The organism is Mesorhizobium sp. LNHC232B00, assembly GCF_000502435.1.
GTDB lineage: Bacteria > Pseudomonadota > Alphaproteobacteria > Rhizobiales > Rhizobiaceae > Mesorhizobium > Mesorhizobium opportunistum.
The window spans coordinates 225,873-242,401 of record NZ_AYWP01000003.1; the positions used below are offsets into that span (position 1 = coordinate 225,873).

A 16,529-nucleotide genomic window follows, 5' to 3' on the forward strand; every position below is an offset into this window, starting at 1 on the left:
TTGCCATGCGCCTTGGGTGTCCCTCGGCGGCACACATCGCTCGGCACGGCTCTTGCAGCCTTGCTGAAACGACTGTGCGATTTCATGGTAAATGGAAGGTTAAGATGACTGAGATGGAACCCTTCCTGTTCGCTTTTGTCGTCGGGCTGACGGTGTGCGGGCTGATCGGCTCGACGATGGAACTGGTGTCAGGCCGCAAGGTCGCCTTCGCGGAACCCTATGTATCGCCCTCGCATGTGCTGCGCTCGCTGGCGGCGGCCGCCGGCGCCGGGCCATTCATGTTGGTCAACGATGCCCTGGATGCCCGACGCCAGAACCGCATTTCGACAGTGGCGCTCTTGTCGTGCGGTTGCACCGCGATTGCCTGGTCCCTGGCGCTGGGCATCGTCGTGCTTGCCATTGCCTCATGGACGATCCGTCTCCTAGGGTCCGGCATTCCAGCCTGAATGCGATTCGGAGGCCGACAATGCCGCTTTATGCGATCGATGGAACGGAGCCCAGTTTCGTGGACGCCGGCTCGAACTGGATCGCACCCGATGCGACACTGATCGGCAATGTCAGGGTCGGCCGCAACGCAGGGTTCTGGTTCGGCGTCGTCATCCGCGGCGACAATGAGCCTGTTGTCATCGGCGCCGACACCAATGTGCAGGAACATACGGTCATGCACACCGATCCCGGCTTTCCGCTGACCATCGGCGAAGGCTGCACGATCGGCCACCGGGCGATGCTGCATGGTTGCACGATCGGCGACAACAGCCTGATCGGCATGGGCGCCATCGTGCTGAACGGAGCGAAGATCGGCAGGAATTGCCTGGTCGGCGCCGGCGCGCTGGTCACCGAAGGCAAGGAATTCCCGGACAATTCGCTGATCGTCGGCTCACCGGCCAAGGCGATCAGGGTGCTTGACGACGCGGCGGTCGCCAGGTTGCGCGGCTCGGCTGCGCATTACGTCGCCAACGGCAAACGCTTCAAGGCGGGGCTGAAGAAGGTTTGAGGGCATTCCTACCTGTCCGTGTTGCCGACGATCGCAGCCCAATTCACCGTCCGCTAGAGCCGCGCCCGGCTATCGCATCACGCAACAATGAAGCACCGGCTTCGAAGCCTGCATTGTCGGCCTCCTCGACGGCTGTCGTATAGTTGTCGATGCGGGTTTCGAGCATCGGGTCGGCGCCCGCCGCCAAAAGCAGGCGGATTGCTTCGGCGCTACGAATGACCACTGAATAGTGAAGCGGTGTCCAGTCGTTCACGCCCCGCATGTTGGGATCGGCGCCACCGTCGATCAACAGTCTGACGATTTCCAGTCGGTCGGTGCGGTCGGTGGACAGCGCGGCAATGATTGCCGGAAAGCCACCGTGATCCTGATAATTCGGATCGGAGCCCGCATCCAGCAACGTCGAGATGAAGCCGACCGAACTCCAATAAATCGCATATTCCAGCGGGTGCCCGAGGCCGAGTTCAAACGGCATGCGTTCGTCGAACCAGCGCGCCGAGCCGCCCAGGGCTTTGCCAAGGCCATCGAAGTCATCGGCCTTGAACGCGTCGTCGATCGCCTCGAACAGACGATGGCGCTCGCATCGATCTTCCGGGATTTCCAACATCACCGTGATCCAGAAGGCGAAATCAACGGCGTATAGTGCCTCGACCTGCTGCTCGTGGAAAGGTGGGTCGGGATGACACCATTGGCTCGACCGATCTTCAGTGCCGCCAAGGTGATAGGTTGCTCAAGCGACCGCCAGAAATGGCGGAGCCGGCCCGGGGACGGGGCCGGCTCCTATGACCCGGTCGTTGGGGACGGGGAGGGTGGGGACTCGACCGGGTTTCTCCTTAAAGCGCGTCCCATTCGTGCGACGCGCTTGATTTCAGTTCTCTGCGCGCCCTTAGCGTACGCTGGCGACCGCGTCCGAGCGGCCGTCGTTGATCGTCACCCAAACGCCGGAATTCTCCGTCGATTGGCGCTTGAGATAGGTGTAGTCGGTGTCCGTCCAGGACAGCACCTTGGTTTGCAGATTGTCGAGAATGAACTCGCCGAGGCTGGTGCGCACGGTCAGCACGGCATGGCCGTCGCCGTTTGGCTGGCGCGCGACCGTCATCAGCAGGTCGCCGGCCGGCACGCCGATATCCATCAGCTCGCGACGCTTTTCCAGCGCGTAGTCCTCGCAATCGCCATAGCCATTGCCGGGATAGGCCCAGTATTCCTCGACACCGTAGTTTTCCATGTCGGTGCGCGGCTTGACGCGGGTGTTGACCGAATTGTTGATGTTGATGATCGTTGCCCAGAGCTTGCGGGTCAGGTCGACCGGCGCTCCCTTGGGCGTCTTCTCGTTGCATTCGCTGGGAATGCGCTGGCAGAATTCATAATGGCCAACAGGCTGTGTGGTGCGGCCGCCGGTGTGCATATAGGCCGGTCCCGCGGCATATGCTGATCCCCAAGCGGAAAGCTGCATCGCCATTGCCAGCAGCAATAGCTTGCCCCTCGTTTTTTTCATTTCTAGTCTCCCCGTTCGAAGGAGACATTGCCACAGGTGGATTTATTTGACGCAAAGGCGCGAAGTAGATATTAAGTAAAACGCCTGTAGAATAAACATAAAATTTGAATCATTTGAGTATTGAATTGTTTGGATTGCGGGGGCCCGGTGCCTTTCGAGTATGCAGGCTGTCGATAACTGCGGGCTGCCCGGCGAGATTTCGATCGCTGTTTTACCGAACAAAAAACCGGCCGCGAAGGGCCGGTTCGATTGGGGCGTCCTGACCTGACCGATCCGGTCAGGCGCGCGGTGTGTTGAATTCGGAATCGAGCGTCTCGGGGCGTTGGATGACGGCGAATTCGATGGCGACGCCATCCTCGAAATGGCGAACGATCTGCCCGCGCATGGTGCCGAGCGTGACCTGGACGCCGATCGCCGGTTTGACGTCGATCTCGACCGCCGCACCCGACAGCGACAGGTCGATGATCCGGCACTGATATTGGCGGCCGTCGGTGAGCTGCAGCACGCTGGTCGGATTGCGCGGCGCGACGCGCTCGTGGCGACGGTCTTCCGGCAGGTCGAGCTCGTGCTTGTTGGCAAGCCAGGTCAATTGCGCGGCAAGCTTGTCCTTCTTGCGGTCGGACGCAATCACCGTCATCGCAAAGCCGTCCTGCAGGGTGCGTGTCACGACACCTTCGATGCGGCCGATATGGTCGATATAGGCAATGACTTTCTCGCCGGGCATACCGATGCGATCGGTGCGAAACGCGACGTTGCCGGGCGACATGTCGACGACCTGGCAAGGGTGCTCGGTTCGGTCTTCCAGCATGAAGCGCCCGTATATCTTGACCCGGACGCGCTGAAAGTTACGCCTTTCAGCTTGGGACGGCGCGTAGTCGACCGCCGCTGACCTCATGTCTGCCTACACCCCGTTTGACATTCCGCGCGTCGATGCGGGGAACTTCATCGCAGAACTACAACAAAGCGGGTTAACAAAGGGGAAAAGTAAGCCCGTCGGACCGGCAGATCGTCAACTATTCCTCGCGCCCGCCGTCGAACACGACGAGATGGCGGATGCGGCGCGCGCGGCCGAGTTCCGAGATCGTTTCGGGGGTGTCGATCTCGTCTGGAACGAGCGAGGGAACGCTGATCGCCGGGCGGTTGTTGAGGAGTTCCTTTTCCGGGTCGATCACGCGGATCGAATCGATCAATGCGTCGGTGATTGGATCCGCACCCAGCCAGAACGGCTTCTCCACGGCGCTGATCACGCCGAGGCAGCGCGGGTTTTCGACGCCGCCGTCAAGCGGCAGGGCAAGCAATTCGAACTTGTTGGAGCGGCCGTTGCGGCTAAAGCCCTCGAAGGCGATCAGCACGACCGATTTCTGGTCGAAGACGCCATGGATCAGCCGCGATACCAGCCGCTGGTCTTTTTCGCGCCACAATGACGGGAACGAGAACCCCTTGAGTTCGCGGCCATAACAGGCGCACAGCCTGGTGCCGGCCAGGCGGAACACGGGTTGCCCGCGCGTGTCCCGTTCCAGGATGAACGTATCGGCCAGCAGCGATTTGATGTCGGCCGGCTCGACCTCCGATCGCTTCGGAGCGGGGCGTCCGTCACGCAGGCGGTTCCAATAGTGGAACAGCGTGATCGATCCGTTCTGGTTCATGCTATGCAGCTCCGCGCATTCTGTCGTCTGATGTCCCATCGGTGAACAGAAGGGCGCCCTCCGATGACCTACATGCGTTGCCGAGCAGGAAGCGTGCCAGCGTCGTTAACACTTGTTCACGGGTCGGGGCCGTTAAGGTTAACAAGTGGTTTACGTTGCGCCCGGGCGAGCCCTGTGGCACACCAAAACCACTCCAGAAGCGGTCGTTTCGCGACGATCGGCAGCACTTCAGTCAAGAGTTTTAGGGGAGCAGGGGGCTCGACCGGCCGTTCAAGGGAAACCTTGGACGGCTTCTTTTTTGATTCGCGCTGGGGCGATTCGCCCTTTGTGAGTTGGCTGCCAGTGGTCTAGATGCTCGCCCGACTGAATTCCCTGGATCGAGTGCTGGCGCTTATGAGCGAACCCGAAAGTCCCCCCGAAATGGAACAGGCCGGCCTGGAGCCGGAACGGCGTCGCGAGCCGGTGTTCAACCTGCCGCCGGTGGTGCTCGCGATCATCAGCATCTGCGCGGCTGTCTTTCTGCTGCAGCAGTATGGGCTGAACGACACGCAGCTGATGACGCTGTTGTACGACGGGGCCTTCATTCCCGTCCTCTACACCGGACAATACGGCTTCGACTGGTTCCTGTTCACGCGGCCCTTCACCTATGCCTTCATGCATGGCGGTTTTGCCCATATCGCCATCAACATGGTCTGGCTCGCGGCTTTTGGCTCGCCGCTGGCCAATCGTCTGGGCGCACTCCGGTTCGCAGTGTTCTTTGCCGTGACCGGACTGGCTTCCGTGGCGCTCTTCTGGGCGATGCATCCGTACGGAGAGGCGCCGCTGGTCGGCGCTTCCGGCGCCATATCGGGCATGATGGGTGCCGCGGCGCGTTTTGGCTTCCACACCGACCGTTCGGCCGGCAAGGCTGCTTTCGCCGGCCCGGTGCTGCCGGTCTCGATCGTGCTGCGCTCGCGCGGGGTCGTCATCTTCCTTGCCATGTGGATGATCATCAACCTCGCCACCGGCTTTCTCGGCTTCGCGCCGGGAACAGATGGCCAGATTGCCTGGGAAGCTCATATTGGCGGCTTTATCGCGGGTTTTTTCGGCCTGCGGTGGTTCGACAGAGGATGGCAGGCGCCGGAACGGGAGAGCCTCGACCGCACTTGAAATGCAACCGATCACGGCGCACCATGTTCACTCTTACGTGAAGCCGGTCTGGGCAGGGGGCCGGCAGGCGAAGCAGAGGAGGACGCCATGACGGTTAAGGCAATTCTGGAAAGAAAAGGCCATGACGTGTTGACGCTCGGGCCGAACGAAAAGCTGAGCGAAGCCATCCGCATCCTGGCCGAACACAAGATCGGCGCGTTGGTCATCACCAACGGCGATCACAAGATCGTCGGCATCCTGTCCGAACGCGACATCGTGCGGGTGGTCGCCAGGGAAGGTGCCGCAGCGCTCGACATTCCCGTGCGCTCGGCCATGACGCCGAAGGTGAAGATCTGCAACGAGAACCACACCGTCAACGAGGTGATGGAGATCATGACCAGGGGGCGTTTCCGTCACCTGCCGGTGGAAAAGGACGGCCTGCTCGATGGCATCGTATCCATCGGCGACGTGGTCAAGCGCCGCATCGAGGATGTCGAGCGTGAGGCCGAGGAAATACGCGCCTACATCGCCACCGCCTGAGCGGCGAAGGAAAACGCCGGCCGATATTCCGGCCGGCGGCACAAGGCTACCTGTTGTCGAGTTCGGAGCGGACGAGTTCAAGTCCGCGCCTTGTGATGCGGTAGGGACGGCCACCCGACGACGAAACCGCCTTCTTGCGTTTCAGCTTTCGAAACAGGTCGAGATGGTCAGGGCCTTACCGGGACTGAGCGTAAGTGGACATCCACTCTCCATTGGAATGGGAGTCCTATAGGCGAACAGGTCAGAAAAGGCCAACCTGCGGCTTTGCGCTTGTCTCGCCGGGCGGTTTGCACTAGCGAAGGCCAACACCCAAATTCGCGAAAATCGCAATATTCGCGAGCTAGAAGCGCAGGCTACCATGACACTCATCGATACCCGCACGCCCGACGCAAAACGCCTGATTCCCGGCGCCACCGGTGACTGGGAGATCATCATCGGCCTCGAGGTCCATGCGCAGGTGACCTCGGAAGCAAAGCTGTTTTCTGGCGCCTCGACCACTTTCGGCGCGGCCCCCAACGCCAATGTCAGCCTGGTCGATGCGGCGATGCCCGGCATGCTGCCCGTCATCAACGAGGAATGCGTCAAGCAGGCGATCCGCACCGGCCTCGGCCTGAAGGCGCAGATCAACCACAAGTCGGTGTTCGACCGGAAGAATTATTTCTATCCCGATCTGCCCCAGGGCTACCAGATCTCGCAGTTCAAGCAGCCGATCGTCGGCGAGGGCACGGTGATCGTCTCCGTCGGTCCCGACCGCCAGGGCGAATTCGAGGACATCGAGGTGGGCATCGAACGCCTGCATCTGGAACAGGATGCCGGCAAGTCGATGCACGACCAGCATGCGACGATGTCCTATGTCGATCTCAACCGCTCGGGCGTAGCGCTGATGGAAATCGTCTCAAAGCCCGACATGCGCTCCGCCGACGAGGCCAAGGCCTACGTCACCAAGCTGCGCACCATCGTGCGCTATCTCGGCACCTGCGACGGCAACATGGACGAGGGCTCGATGCGCGCCGACGTCAATGTCTCCGTGCGCAGGCCCGGCGGCGAATTCGGCACGCGCTGCGAGATCAAGAACGTCAACTCGATCCGCTTCATCGGCCAGGCCATTGACTATGAGGCGAGGCGCCAGATCGCCATCATCGAGGATGGCGGCAAGATCGACCAGGAGACGCGCCTGTTCGATGCCGTCAAGGGCGAGACGCGCTCCATGCGCACCAAGGAAGAGGCGCACGACTACCGCTATTTCCCCGATCCCGATCTTCTGCCGCTCGAGTTCGACCAGGCCTATGTCGATGCGCTGGCCAAGGAGTTGCCGGAATTGCCCGACGCCAAGAAGGCACGGCTGATCGCCTCGCTCGGCCTCTCGACCTATGATGCCTCGATCCTGGTCTCGGAAAAGCCGATCGCCGACTATTTCGAAAAGGTGGCCGCCGGCCGCGACGGCAAGCTCGCCGCCAACTGGGTCATCAACGATCTGCTCGGGCAACTGAACAAGGCCGGCCAGGATATTGAAAACGCTCCGGTTTCGCCCGATCAGCTTGGTGCTGTCATCGACCTGATCAAGGATGGCACGATCTCCGGCAAGATCGCCAAGGATCTGTTCGAGATCATCTGGAACGAGGGCGGCGATCCGCGCCAGCTGGTCGAGAGCCGCGGCATGAAGCAGGTCACCGACACCGGCGCCATCGAGAAGGCCGTCGACGAGGTGATCGCAGCCAATCCCGACAAGGTCGAGCAGGCGCGCGCCAAGCCGACGATGGCTGGCTGGTTCGTCGGCCAGGTGATGAAGGCAACGGGCGGCAAGGCCAACCCGCAGGCGGTCAACGACCTGGTCAAGGCCAAGCTCGGCATCGAGTAGGGCCATGTTCGTTCGCACCGCAGGGGATCGTGACCTTGCTGCCATCCGGGCGTTGCTGGTCGAAACCTGGCACGCGACCTATGACGCCATCTACGGCCCCGAGCGGGTCACCGCGATAACCGAGGAATGGCATTCGATCGCCGCGCTGAAGGCGCGGCTGACCAAGCCGAACAGCGAATTCCTCGTCGCCGATGACGGCAAGCGCATTGGCGGCGTGGCTTTTGCCGAAAGCGTCGATGGCGGAGACCTGGTTGTCCTGAAACAGCTCTACGTGCTTCCAACCCTGCAGGGCAGGGGCATTGGCGGCATGCTCCTCGACGAGGTCATCGAATGCTTCCCCGAAGCCCGGGCCGTTCGTCTGGAGGTGGAGAAGCGGAACACGCACGCCATCGCCTTCTACGAGGCGAACGGCTTCGTGCGGTCCGGCGATGCCGGCGAGCGCGCACGCGCCACTGGTGAGGCAACGCTCGTCTATCACCGGCCGCTCGCCGACTGATTCCTTCCGGCGGACAGGTCTGGATCACCTTCGCGCGAGCGGCGTTGTGGAGGGGCTGTTTTCGTTTGACGCCCCTTGGCTCCGGCCCCAAAGCTGCCTCAGCTGACCGCGCGGAAGCCGGAATGAACCGGCACGCAAGGCGGCGTTGGGGGGATCATGCCAAGCTTGCCGGAACTGATGCCGACACAGGTGTCGGACGAAACTTTTGGTGGCGTCACCTATCATATAGCGGGCGAGCTGGTGCCCGTGCTTTCCGTCGATGTGACGCGGATGCCGGTCTATTTCGAGCACCACATCCTTTTGTGGAAGAACTCCACCATCACCATCGGGCTGAAATCGCTGAAGGGCGCGCTGAAGCGCATGATGGCCGGCATGCAGATCTTCGTCACCGAGGCGTCGGGGGCGGGCATCATCGCCTTCAGCCGCGACGGACCCGGCCACATCGTGCCGATCCATCTCAGGTACGGCGAGGAGATCCAGGTGCGCGAACACCAGTTTCTCGCCGCTACCGGCAATGTCGACTACACGTTCGAGCGAGTGCGCGGCCTGGCGACGATGCTGTTCGGACAGAGCGGTTTTTTCATCGACCGTTTTCGCGGCGATGCCGGCGACGGCATCGTCTGGCTGCACGGCTACGGCAATGTCTTCGAAAAGACGCTTGCACCAGGCGAGACCATCGACATCGAGCCGGGCGGCTGGCTGTTCAAGGACACCTCGGTCAAGATGGAAACCAAGATCGACCGCCTGTCGAGCGGCTTCTTCGGCGCCAACATGAATTTCATCGTCAACCGCTTCACCGGCCCGGGCCGGGTCGGCATCCAGTCGATGTACCTGCATATGCCGACCGAGGAATAGGCGGCGACCGGAGTTTCAGGCCCCGCAGCGTGAGCGCAAGGCGGCGACAATTCGCGGATCATGCCGCACTGGCCGTCGGTTGTTACATCAGGCGGAGGCAATTTCCACATTATCGATCAGCCTGGTTTTTCCAAGCCAGGCGGCGGCGAGAACGCGGCCTGCGCGCTCGCGCCGCCATGGCCCGAGCGTCAGGCTCTCACGAGCCTCGACATAGTCGACCGTCTGGAAGCCGGCGGCGATCAAGGTGCTGCGGGTTTCGGCGATCGTGTCTTTCTGGCCCGCGCCCGCCGCCAGCGCCGCTGCTGTCTTGCGCAGGACCACGTTGAGCTGGCGAGCGATCTGGAGTTCGGCCTCGCCGAGATAGGCGTTGCGAGACGACATGGCCAGGCCATGCGGATCGCGTATGGTCGGTGCGCCAATGATCTCGACGGGCAGGTCGAGGTCTCGGCAGAGCTGCCTGACGACGCAAAGCTGCTGATAGTCTTTTTCGCCGAAGACGGCAAAGTCGGGCGCTGCCTGCAGGAACAGCTTGGCCACCACGGTGGCGACGCCCTCGAAAAAGGTGGGGCGAAAATCCGATTCGAGCCCGGCGGACGGGCCGCCGACCGAAATCCTGGTGGCAAAGCCGGCGGGATACATCGCATCGACCGTCGGTATGAACGCAAGATCGGCCCTGGCCGTCGCCAGCATATCGAGATCGCGGGCGAGCTGGCGCGGGTACTTGTCGAGATCCTCGCTCGGCGCGAACTGCGTCGGGTTGACGAAGATCGACACCACGCAGCGCTCGGCTCTTTCGCGTGCGATCCTGATCAGGGAGAGATGCCCCTCATGCAACGCGCCCATGGTCGGCACCATGGCGACGCGAAGCCCATCGCGGCGCCAGTCCCGGATCCGCGCGCGAAGGGCGGCAACGCTGTCGACGACGTCAGGCCGGCTCATGCGTCATCTCCGCCACTTGTGTTCGTGCGGGACAAGAGTTTTGAACTCGAAAAGACATGGGCAGGACCGGGAAATGTCCGGCTTCGCACCTCTAGTGCGTAGCGCTCGGCGGCATGCGCGATCACGCTGCGCAGATCGGCATATTCCTTGACGAATTTCGGCACGCGATCGACGGTCAGCCCGACCATGTCGTCGATGACCAGGATCTGGCCGTCGCAGTCGGCGCTGGCGCCGATGCCGATGGTAGGAATGGCGATGCGGCGCGTGATGTCGGCGGCGGCCGCCTCGATGGTGCCTTCGATGACCACCGAGAACGCACCGGCCTTTTCGACGGCCAGCGCGTCCGCCACCAGCGCCGCGACATTCTCGTCAGTGCGGCCCTTGATCTTGTAGCCACCCTCCTTCTCGACCGATTGCGGCAGCAGGCCAATATGGCCCATGACCGGAATGCCGGTGGCCACGATCGCGGCGATCCGTCCGGCCATGTCGACGCCGCCTTCCAGCTTGACTGCCTGGCAGCCGGTTTCGTCGACGATGCGCCGCGCCGAGGCAACGGCCTGTGCAGCTGAATCCTCATAGGTGCCGGCCGGCATGTCGACGACCACGCAGGCCTTGGCGGAGCCGCGCATCACGGCCTGCCCATGCGCGATCATCATCTCGAGCGAGGCGCCCAGCGTCGTCTGATGGCCATGCAGGACCATGGCGACGCTGTCACCGACCAGAAGCAGGTCGACATGGGGATCAAGCAGGCGGGCGACGGGATAGGTGTAGGCCGTGAGGCAAACGAGAGGCGTACCTCCCTTGCGCTGGCGAATCAGGCTTGGACTGACGCGGCTGTCGGTGGTCGGCAATTCCGTGGCCAATCGTCACCTCCGTTGGGCTCGCGGTCAGTTTGGATATTGCCGCGCGGACCGCGCCGAGCTTTAGAAACACCGGGAAGACTTGGCAAGCGCGCATCCCGTTATGTGGAAAGATCACAAGTCGGTGTCGATCCCGGGCGCGCCATTTGTGCGCTCTGCGTGGCAAAACCCTTGCCTTCCCGAAGGCCTGACGCCATAAGCAGGAAACAGGCGCCGCCAGCGCGAGGGTTCTGAGATGAAGACTTTCCTGACGCAGTTTTTCACCTGGTGGAACAGCCAGACGCTGGGAACGCGCCTGCACACCTGGCGGTACGGCAAGAAGGTCGGCCAGGACGAGACAGGCAACGTCTATTACGAAGGCGGTGTCGATTCGGAAGGCCGCACGCGTCGCTGGGTGATCTATCGCAATTATTCGGAAGCCTCCGCTATTCCGCCAGGGTGGCACGGCTGGATTCACCACCGGGTCGATGTCGCGCCACCGAGCGACGACTACAAGCCGCGCGATTGGCAGAAGTCGCATCAGCCCAATCTGACCGGAACACCGGCAGCCTATCGCCCGAAGGGCTCGGTGCTGACCAACCAGCACCGCCCGCAGGTTACCGGCGACTACGACGCCTGGACGCCCGGGTCGTAACAGCCCGGCTTGTAACGGCGCAAAGCGCAGGCCGGTCCTTTATCGCCACAATTGGTGTTTAGCTGCTTGCTCATCAGAAAACGCCGACTAGCCTTGGCGATCAACGGAATCACCTGGGCGCGAACCACCGGTACCCTTGCATGAGCTTTTTCAACCGAATCTCGACAGGCGGTCTGACGGTAGCTGCCAGCCTCGCCGTCAGCACCGCCGCCTTTGCCGCGTCGCCCGCACCCGCGGCACCCGCGCCGGCTCCGTCCGCGGGATCGGACCGCATCACCAACGCGGTTGCCGAGTTCGCCGGCATCGACAAGATCACTGGCCGCATCATCACCTTCGATGTCTATATCGACGAGACGGTGCAATTCGGCGCTTTGCAGGTGACGCCGCGTGTCTGCTATTCCCGGCCGCAGAACGAGGAGCCGAAGACGGACTCCTTCGTCGAGGTCGACGAGATCACGCTGGACCGCAAGATTCGCCGCATCTTCACCGGCTGGATGTTTGCCGAAAGCCCGGGTCTTAACGCCGTCGAACATGCCGTCTATGACGTCTGGCTGAAGGCGTGCAAGCAGAAGTCCGATGTGCCGGCGCCGGATGCCACCAAACCGGACGCCACCAAGGCCGACGCTTCGAAGCCGGCGGTCACCAAGCCGGCTGCCGCCAAGCCGAACGCTGAGGTCAGCCCGGATGTGGAACAGCCCGATCCCACGGAGCCGGACACCACCGACACCAACTGATCCCCGGGAACCGTCGTGGTCATCATGCGTTGGGCCACGGGCGACTGCGCATCGATGCGCCCGGAGGACATTCCGATGTCGGACAGCAAGCGGATCACGGCCAGCAAGACAGAGTTGCTCGAACTCGAAAAAGGGTTCTGGACAGGCGATGCCGCTTATTATGCGGCCAATGTCGACACGGAGTGCCTGGTGGCATTTCCGCGGATGGCACGAGCGATGGACAATGCCGATCTGGCCAAGACGGCGACCAATCCCAACCGATGGCGCGACCTCGACATCGAGCTCAAGGGCATAATCGAACCGGGCAGTGATGTCATCATGCTGACCTACGAGGCGCATGCGACGCGGGAGAACGGCGAACCCTATGCCGCGCTGGTCAGCACCGGCTACGTCCACCGCGTCAACGGCTGGAAGATGATGTTCCATTCGCAGACCCCGATCGAGGCCGCGGCCGATAAGGCTTGATCCCTACGGAAAGAAGACCGCTTCGCCCTTCAGGGCCTCGGCCAGCATCTTCTCGTATTTGCCGCGCGGCACGTCGACAGCACCAAAGCGCTTGAGGTGCTCGGTGGTGAACTGCGTATCGAGTAGCGCGAACCCGCGCGCCTTCAAGCGTTCGACGAGATGGACGAGGCAGGTCTTCGACGCGTCCGTCTCCTTGGAAAACATGCTTTCGCCGAAAAACACCCGCCCCAGCGACACGCCATAGAGGCCGCCGACCAGCCGCTCCTCGCGCCAAGCCTCGACCGAATGGCAATGACCCATGCGGTGCAGTTGCACATAGGCTTCGCGGATCGGCGCGTTGATCCAGGTCGAGCGGCGCTCGTCGCGCTTTTCGGCACAGCCGTCGATCGTTGCCTCGAAGTCGAAGTCGAAGCGGATGTCGAACAGGTTTTTGCGGACTGTCTTCCTCAGGCTCTTCGGCGTGTGGAACCCGTGCAGCGGAATGATGCCGCGCGTCTCCGGCCGCACCCAGAACACCTCCGGGTCGGCAGCGCTTTCGGCCATGGGAAAGACGCCCGAGGCGTATGCCTTGAGCAGGAGGTCGGTGGGGATGCGATAGCCAGGCGCGTAAGGGCGGGTCATCGCGTCCCCGGCCTACTCTTCCTTGGCCAGGTATTTTTCCAGCCAATGGATATCATAGTCGCCATTGGCGATGTCGGCATTGCCGACGAGATCGCGAAACAGCGGCAAGGTTGTCTTGATGCCGTCGACGACGAATTCGTCGAGCGCGCGGCGCAGCCGCATCATGCACTCGACGCGATTGCGGCCGTGCACGATCAGCTTGCCGATCAGGCTGTCGTAATAGGGCGGGATCCTGTAGCCGGAATACACGCCGGAATCGACGCGGATGCCGAGGCCGCCAGGCGTGTGGAAATGCGTGATGGTGCCGGGCGAGGGCGTGAAGGTGCGCGGATCCTCGGCATTGATGCGGCACTCGATGGCGTGGCCGTTGAACTTGATGTCTTCCTGCTTGACCGAAAGTCCGCCGCCGGAGGCGACCCGGATCTGCTCGTGGACGAGATCGATGCCGGTGATCGCTTCCGTCACCGGATGCTCCACCTGCAGGCGCGTGTTCATCTCGATGAAATAGAACTCGCCGTTCTCGTACAGGAATTCGATCGTTCCGGCGCCCGAATAGCCGAGATCGGCAATGGCCGTGGCGCAGATGCTGCCGATACGGGACCGTTCCTCGGCGTTGAGAGCCGGCGAATTGGCCTCTTCCCAGACCTTCTGGTGGCGTCGTTGCAGCGAGCAGTCGCGCTCGCCGAAATGCACGCCGCGGCCAAAGCCGTCGCCGAACACCTGCACCTCGATGTGACGCGGCTTCTGCAGGTATTTCTCGATGTAGACGGCGTCGTCGCCGAAGGCGGCGCCCGCTTCCGAGCGCGCCGTCTGCAAGGCGACCTCGAGGTCGGCCTCGGTATGGGCAACTTTCATGCCGCGTCCGCCGCCGCCGGCCGATGCCTTGATGATCACCGGATAGCCGATCTCGGCGGCTATGCGCTTGGCTTCCTTTTCCTCGGTCACCGCGCCGTCGGAACCCGGCACCACCGGAATGCCGAGGCGCTTGGCGGTGCGTTTGGCCTCGATCTTGTCGCCCATGATGCGGATATGGTCGCCGGACGGGCCGATGAAGGTGATGTTGTGGGCTGCCAAAATATCGGCGAACTTGGCGTTCTCCGACAGGAAGCCGTAGCCCGGATGCACGGCGTCGGCGCCGGTGATCTCGCAGGCCGCGACAATCTGGTGGATGTTGAGATAGCTGTCGCGCGACGGCGGCGGGCCGATGCACACACTCTCGTCGGCAAGCCTGACATGCATGGCGTCGGCGTCGGCGGTCGAATGCACCACAACGGTCTGGATGCCGAGTTCCTTGCAGGCGCGCAGCACCCGAAGGGCGATTTCGCCGCGATTGGCGATGAGGATCTTTTGGAACATCCGGCCCGCTCTACTCGATCACGACAAGCGGCATGCCGTATTCGACCGGCGTCGCGTCCTCGAACAGGATCGCCGTTACCGTGCCGGCGCGCGGCGAGGGGATCTGGTTCATCGTCTTCATCGCTTCGATGATCAGCAGCGTCTGGCCTTCCTTGACCTTCTGGCCGATCTCGATGAACGGCTTGGCGTCCGGTGAGGGCGCCAGATAGGCGGTGCCGACCATCGGTGAAGCCACTGCGTTCTTCGACACATCCGCGGCCGCCGGGGCCGAGGCCACGGGCAGAGCGGCTGCCGCTGGCGCATAGGCGGGTTGGGGGGCCGCAATCGCGTGGACGGCGGGTGCCTGCCGCGACACGCGCACCTTCAGGTCGCCCAGTTCAACCTCGATCTCGGTCAGGTTGGTGTCGTTCAGTATGCCCGCCAGATCGCGGATCAGCTGCTGGTCAACACCGGTCTTCTTTATCGACATTTTCGAGCCTTCTGTTTGTGGGCCGGTCATAGGCGCGCGGCCAGCGCCTGCAGCGCCAGCGTGTAGCCGAGCGGCCCAAAGCCACAGATCATGCCGACGGCGACCGGCGCGACCATGGAGACATGGCGGAATGGTTCCCGCGCGTGGATGTTGGAAAGATGAACTTCGGCGACCGGCAGCGGCGCGACCGAGCGGATGGCGTCGTGGATCGCGATCGAGGTGTGGCTGTAGGCACCTGGATTGATGACGATGCCTGCAGCCTTGTCGCCGGCTTCCTGGATCCAGTCGACGAGGTCGCCCTCGTGGTTCGACTGGCGGAAATCGATCTCGATCCCAAGCGACGCGCCCGCCTGCTTGCAGTCGTCGGCGATCGCGGCAAGGGTCTTGCCGCCATAGATGCCCGGCTCGCGCTTGCCGAGCGCGTTGAGATTGGGACCGTTCAGGACGAAAACCGTTTTCAAAAAAGCCGACCTTTTTCGGCGCCGGCATCAAGCCGGTTCGCTGGGCCTCTATACCGGGCATAGTCGCCCGCGGAAAGAGCGCAAGTGCGTTCTTTCACTGTCCACAACAGGCCGAAATGCACCCGTGATGAAAATCGGCGGCGGATCAAAGCCCGGCTTTCGCCGCCTCGATCTTCTCCGCCAGCACATCCTGTCCGAGAGCCCCGAACACGACCTCGTTGCCGACGACATAGGACGGCGTCCCGGTGATCGACAGCTTGTTGGCGAGATCGTAGGTCTTGGAGAAGGCTTCGGGGATCGACGGATCCTTCATCTTCTCGCGCAACGTCGCCTCGTCGGCGCCGAGCGAAAGCGCGATCTTGATCGCGGCCGCCTCCGTGGCGCGTCCCTGGCCACCAAGCAGCGCATTGTGGAACTCGCCGTACTTTTCCGGCATCATCAGGTGGAACGCCATCGAGACGACGCTCGCCTTCTGCGAATCCGGGCCAAGAATCGGGAATTCCTTGAGCACGAAGCGCAGGTCCGGATCGGTCTTGGTCAGCGCCCGCATGTCTTCGATGGCGCGTTTGCAGAAGCCGCAATTGTAGTCGTAGAACTCGACGATCGTCACCTTGCCGTTCGGGTTGCCGACGACGCCGTCGAAGGCGGAGTTGAAGATTTGGTCCTTGGCGTTCTTGATGACGCCGAGATGGGCGATGCGCTGCTCTTCCTTCTGTTTGGCCTCGAGCGCATCTTGCACTTCGAGCAGCACCTCGGGGTTCTTCAAGAGGTAGTCGCGGATGATGCCTTCGACCTCGGCGCGGTCGATCTTGGTGTCGGCGCGCGCCATCTGGACAGGCTCGGCCGTCTGGACAGGCTGGGCCGTGCCGGCCTTGGCGATCTGCGGGTTGCCGGCGACGAAACCGAAAGCGAGCATCGCAAGGGCTACAGCGATTCCCGTGGTGCCCAGCAGCAGTGCCTTTTTCATTGTTCTCGTTCCTT

The 16,529-nt window shown here is 62.5% G+C and carries 21 protein-coding genes and 1 pseudogene; 10 read left to right on the forward strand and 12 right to left on the reverse strand.

Annotated elements, in window-relative coordinates; genetic code table 11:
* Positions 1 to 104 precede the first annotated feature (104 nt).
* The gene (locus X743_RS163140; RefSeq protein ID WP_023764281.1) at positions 105 to 446 is read left to right on the forward strand and encodes a hypothetical protein; all 342 of its coding nucleotides are present in this window, start codon (positions 105 to 107) and stop codon (positions 444 to 446) included.
* Positions 447 to 466: 20 nt separating this feature from the next.
* On the forward strand, positions 467 to 994 hold the full coding sequence (locus X743_RS163135; protein WP_013895779.1) for a gamma carbonic anhydrase family protein: 528 nt from the start codon (positions 467 to 469) through the stop codon (positions 992 to 994).
* 43 nt (positions 995 to 1,037) lie between these two features.
* Here X743_RS163135 and X743_RS163130 read toward each other — a convergent pair whose 3' ends face one another.
* From X743_RS163130 to X743_RS163115, 4 genes are all read right to left on the reverse strand, one after another.
* Positions 1,038 to 1,598, reverse strand: coding sequence for an ankyrin repeat domain-containing protein (locus tag X743_RS163130; RefSeq protein WP_023764282.1), 561 nt, complete (start codon positions 1,596 to 1,598; stop codon positions 1,038 to 1,040).
* 279 nt (positions 1,599 to 1,877) lie between these two features.
* Entirely contained in the window at positions 1,878 to 2,486 is a 609-nt protein-coding gene (locus X743_RS163125; RefSeq protein ID WP_023764283.1) for a transglutaminase-like cysteine peptidase, read from the reverse strand.
* A gap of 277 nt (positions 2,487 to 2,763) precedes the next feature.
* Entirely contained in the window at positions 2,764 to 3,381 is a 618-nt protein-coding gene (locus tag X743_RS163120; RefSeq protein ID WP_013895776.1) for a PilZ domain-containing protein, read from the reverse strand.
* 118 nt (positions 3,382 to 3,499) lie between these two features.
* Positions 3,500 to 4,132: a PAS domain-containing protein gene (locus X743_RS163115; protein WP_023764285.1), complete on the reverse strand. Its 633-nt coding sequence runs from the start codon at positions 4,130 to 4,132 to the stop codon at positions 3,500 to 3,502.
* 393 nt (positions 4,133 to 4,525) lie between these two features.
* Here X743_RS163115 and X743_RS163110 point away from each other — a divergent pair, with 393 nt between their 5' ends.
* Together X743_RS163110 and X743_RS163105 are read left to right on the forward strand one after the other, a co-directional pair.
* Entirely contained in the window at positions 4,526 to 5,281 is a 756-nt protein-coding gene (locus X743_RS163110) for a rhomboid family intramembrane serine protease (RefSeq protein ID WP_023764286.1), read from the forward strand.
* 87 nt (positions 5,282 to 5,368) lie between these two features.
* Positions 5,369 to 5,800 (forward strand): CBS domain-containing protein, encoded by a 432-nt coding sequence (locus X743_RS163105; RefSeq protein WP_023764287.1) that lies wholly within the window; start codon positions 5,369 to 5,371, stop codon positions 5,798 to 5,800.
* Between the two features lie 46 nt (positions 5,801 to 5,846).
* On the opposite strand, the pseudogene X743_RS1000000170375 reads toward X743_RS163105, so the two are convergent.
* Positions 5,847 to 5,975, reverse strand: a pseudogene (locus X743_RS1000000170375) (YjhX family toxin); the annotation flags it as partial.
* A gap of 183 nt (positions 5,976 to 6,158) precedes the next feature.
* Here X743_RS1000000170375 and gatB point away from each other — a divergent pair.
* The 3 genes from gatB (at position 6,159) to X743_RS163090 (ending at position 9,009) form a co-directional block, all read left to right on the forward strand.
* Positions 6,159 to 7,658, forward strand: coding sequence for an Asp-tRNA(Asn)/Glu-tRNA(Gln) amidotransferase subunit GatB (gene gatB, locus X743_RS163100; protein ID WP_023764288.1), 1,500 nt, complete (start codon positions 6,159 to 6,161; stop codon positions 7,656 to 7,658).
* Positions 7,659 to 7,662: 4 nt separating this feature from the next.
* Positions 7,663 to 8,154 carry a GNAT family N-acetyltransferase gene (locus X743_RS163095; protein WP_023764289.1) on the forward strand — a complete coding sequence of 164 codons (492 nt, stop codon included), beginning with the start codon at positions 7,663 to 7,665 and terminating at the stop codon, positions 8,152 to 8,154.
* 156 nt (positions 8,155 to 8,310) lie between these two features.
* Positions 8,311 to 9,009 (forward strand): AIM24 family protein, encoded by a 699-nt coding sequence (locus tag X743_RS163090; RefSeq protein WP_023764290.1) that lies wholly within the window; start codon positions 8,311 to 8,313, stop codon positions 9,007 to 9,009.
* Between the two features lie 87 nt (positions 9,010 to 9,096).
* Here X743_RS163090 and panC read toward each other — a convergent pair whose 3' ends face one another.
* Entirely contained in the window at positions 9,097 to 9,948 is an 852-nt protein-coding gene (gene panC / locus X743_RS163085; RefSeq protein WP_023764291.1) for a pantoate--beta-alanine ligase, read from the reverse strand.
* Positions 9,945 to 10,811 carry a 3-methyl-2-oxobutanoate hydroxymethyltransferase gene (gene panB, locus X743_RS163080; protein WP_023764292.1) on the reverse strand — a complete coding sequence of 289 codons (867 nt, stop codon included), beginning with the start codon at positions 10,809 to 10,811 and terminating at the stop codon, positions 9,945 to 9,947. Before panB ends, panC begins: the two co-directional genes overlap by 4 nt.
* Positions 10,812 to 11,043: 232 nt before the next feature.
* Here panB and X743_RS163075 point away from each other — a divergent pair, with 232 nt between their 5' ends.
* From X743_RS163075 to X743_RS163065, 3 genes are all read left to right on the forward strand, one after another.
* On the forward strand, positions 11,044 to 11,442 hold the full coding sequence (locus X743_RS163075) for an NADH:ubiquinone oxidoreductase subunit NDUFA12 (protein ID WP_023764293.1): 399 nt from the start codon (positions 11,044 to 11,046) through the stop codon (positions 11,440 to 11,442).
* A 140-nt stretch (positions 11,443 to 11,582) separates the two neighbouring features.
* On the forward strand, positions 11,583 to 12,176 hold the full coding sequence (locus X743_RS163070) for a DUF2155 domain-containing protein (RefSeq protein WP_023764294.1): 594 nt from the start codon (positions 11,583 to 11,585) through the stop codon (positions 12,174 to 12,176).
* Between the two features lie 75 nt (positions 12,177 to 12,251).
* Entirely contained in the window at positions 12,252 to 12,641 is a 390-nt protein-coding gene (locus X743_RS163065) for a hypothetical protein (protein ID WP_023764295.1), read from the forward strand.
* 3 nt (positions 12,642 to 12,644) lie between these two features.
* Here X743_RS163065 and aat read toward each other — a convergent pair whose 3' ends face one another.
* The 5 genes from aat to X743_RS163040 form a co-directional block, all read right to left on the reverse strand.
* Positions 12,645 to 13,262: a leucyl/phenylalanyl-tRNA--protein transferase gene (gene aat / locus X743_RS163060; RefSeq protein WP_023764296.1), complete on the reverse strand. Its 618-nt coding sequence runs from the start codon at positions 13,260 to 13,262 to the stop codon at positions 12,645 to 12,647.
* A 12-nt stretch (positions 13,263 to 13,274) separates the two neighbouring features.
* Entirely contained in the window at positions 13,275 to 14,618 is a 1,344-nt protein-coding gene (accC, locus tag X743_RS163055; protein WP_023764297.1) for an acetyl-CoA carboxylase biotin carboxylase subunit, read from the reverse strand.
* A 10-nt stretch (positions 14,619 to 14,628) separates the two neighbouring features.
* Complete coding sequence (gene accB / locus X743_RS163050) at positions 14,629 to 15,087, reverse strand: acetyl-CoA carboxylase biotin carboxyl carrier protein (protein ID WP_013895761.1); 459 nt, start codon at positions 15,085 to 15,087, stop codon at positions 14,629 to 14,631.
* Between the two features lie 26 nt (positions 15,088 to 15,113).
* Positions 15,114 to 15,548: a type II 3-dehydroquinate dehydratase gene (gene aroQ, locus X743_RS163045; protein WP_013895760.1), complete on the reverse strand. Its 435-nt coding sequence runs from the start codon at positions 15,546 to 15,548 to the stop codon at positions 15,114 to 15,116.
* A 145-nt stretch (positions 15,549 to 15,693) separates the two neighbouring features.
* Complete coding sequence (locus X743_RS163040; protein ID WP_023764298.1) at positions 15,694 to 16,515, reverse strand: DsbA family protein; 822 nt, start codon at positions 16,513 to 16,515, stop codon at positions 15,694 to 15,696.
* Positions 16,516 to 16,529 lie beyond the last annotated feature (14 nt).